The sequence below is a fragment of the Oceanicola sp. S124 genome, from assembly GCF_000220565.1.
Taxonomy (GTDB): Bacteria; Pseudomonadota; Alphaproteobacteria; order Rhodobacterales; family Rhodobacteraceae; genus Pseudooceanicola.
The window spans coordinates 1-2,296 of sequence record NZ_AFPM01000079.1; the positions used below are offsets into that span (position 1 = coordinate 1).

The window sequence follows — 2,296 nt, forward strand, 5'->3', positions numbered from 1 at the left end:
CCATCGCCGCACCCTCCTTCGGCCGCTTCATCTGGCTGCTGACCGCCAACCCGGTGATGCCACTGGTGACCATCGGCGCGGTGCTGTTCTTCGTGGTCTCGGTCTTCGGCTACTACGGCTCGAACAACAAGGGCGTCGAGTTCTTCACCGAGAGCGAGCCCGAGCAGGCCATCGTCTACGTCCGGGCCCGCGGCAACCTCTCGCTGACCCAGAAGGATGGGCTGGTGCGCGAGGTCGAAGAGATCGTGCTGCGCCATCCCGGCGTAATGAACGCCTTCGCCTTCGCCGGCGACGGCGGGCTGAGCACCAACACCGGCGGCGCCGAGCCGCCGCTGGACACCATCGGCCAGATCCAACTGGAGATCGTGCCCTGGGAAGACCGCCGCGACCAGCCCGAGCTGGACGGCGACATCGTCATCGCCGAGCTGACCGAGGCGACCGGCGCCATTCCCGGCATCAGGACCGAGATCCTCTCGGCCAACATGGGCCCGGCCTCGGCCAAGCCGGTGCACCTGCGCCTGATGGGTGACAACTGGGAAGAGCTGAAGGCGGCGACCCAGATGGTGCGCGACCGCTTCGACGAGACCCGTGGCCTGACCCTGGTCGAGGACACCCTGCCCCTGCCCGGCATCGACTGGCAGATCGACGTCGACGTAGAGAAGGCCGGCCGCTACGGCGCCAATGTCGCCACCGTCGGCGCCATGGTGCAGCTGATCACGCAGGGCCTTGAACTGGACACCATGCCGGTCGAGACCTCGGACGAGGAAATCCCGATCCGCGTCCGCCTGCCGGAAGAGGACCGTGTGCTCTCGACACTGGACACGCTGAAGGTGCGCACGGCCCAGGGCCTGGTGCCGCTGTCGAACTTCATCACCCGCACCCCGGTCGAGAAGCTGGCGCAGATCAAGCGTGTCGACCAGCGCCGCTACTTCGACGTCAAGGCCGCCGTCGCGACCGGGCTGATGACCGAGGGTACGGATCCGCGCACCGGGGCGGCCACCCAGGTGCCGATGACGGCGCCCGAACGGGTGGCCCACCTGACGCAATGGCTGGAAACCTCTCCGCTGCCCGCCTCGGTCAGCTACGAGTGGACCGGCGACCAGGAAGACCAGGAGGAAAGCGCGACCTTCCTGATGACCGCCTTCTCGGCGGCGCTGGCGCTGATGTTCATCATCCTGCTGGCGCAGTTCAACAGCTTCTACAACTCGGTGCTGGTGCTGCTGGCGGTGGTGCTGTCGACGGCGGGGGTGCTGATCGGGATGCTGGTCATGGACCAGGCGTTTTCCATCATCATGACCGGCACCGGCATCGTCGCGCTGGCGGGCATCGTGGTGAACAACAACATCGTGCTGATCGACACCTACCAGGAATACTCGGCCTACATGCCCCGGATCGAGGCGATCATCCGCACCGCCGAGGATCGCATCCGCCCGGTCTTCCTGACCACGATCACCACCATGGCGGGCCTGGCGCCGATGATGTTCGGCCTCAGCCTGGACTTCTGGGGGGGCGGCTATTCCATCGACAGCCCGACCGCGCTGTGGTGGAAACAGCTGGCCACGGCGGTGGTCTTTGGCCTCGGCATCGCCACCATGCTGACGCTGGTCTTCACCCCGACCATGCTGGCGCTCAGGGTCTGGCTCAGCACGTATCTGCTGTGGATCTCGCGCGGGCTGGCGAAGCTGTCGCTGGGACGCTCCTCGCGGGCGGCACGGGACTGGGCGCTGAGCCGCTCGGCCCGCCGCACCCGCCAGGCCGAGATCCTCTGGCCGCTGGAGGACGAGGCCGCCGGGGTGGAGAGCACATCCAAGGTCGCCCCCGAGGAGGAGCACGCCCCCGCCTCCTCTGCCCCCACCCTGGTGCAGGAGGAGGAAGAGCCCAAGCCGCGCTATCCCGATCCCTTCGCCAAGCCGCTCAACGCGGCGGAATAGCCCCAGGGGCAGACCTGAAAAAGGGCCGGCAGATGCGCCGGCCCTTTCTCGTTTCCCTGTTGGCAAGTCTCCCCGCCGGAGACCGCATCCGCAGGGCGATCCCCCTGCAGCTCAGGCCGCCGCTTCCGCCTCGGCTGACTGGCGTGCCCAGAGCGCGGCGTAGCGGCCATTGCGCGCCAGCAGGTCGGTATGGGTGCCCTCTTCGACCACCTCGCCCTTTTCCAGCACCACGATCCGGTCCGCATCGGCAATGGTGGACAGCCGGTGCGCGATGGTCAGCACGGTGCGCCCCTCGCCGGCCCGGTTCAGCGCCGCCTGGATCTCGCGCTCGGTGTCGGTGTCGAGCGCAGAAGTCGCCTCGTCCA

Annotated in this window: 1 protein-coding gene and 1 pseudogene; one reads left to right on the forward strand and one right to left on the reverse strand. The window is 67.9% G+C overall.

Going from position 1 to position 2,296, the window contains the following annotated elements:
* On the forward strand, window positions 1-1,931 hold a 1,931-nt coding region (locus OS124_RS23890; RefSeq protein ID WP_010138611.1), incomplete at its 5' end, for an efflux RND transporter permease subunit.
* Between the two features lie 111 nt (window positions 1,932-2,042).
* On the opposite strand, the pseudogene OS124_RS0106520 reads toward OS124_RS23890, so the two are convergent.
* Window positions 2,043-2,296 (reverse strand): annotated as a pseudogene (locus tag OS124_RS0106520) (metal ABC transporter permease); the annotation flags it as partial.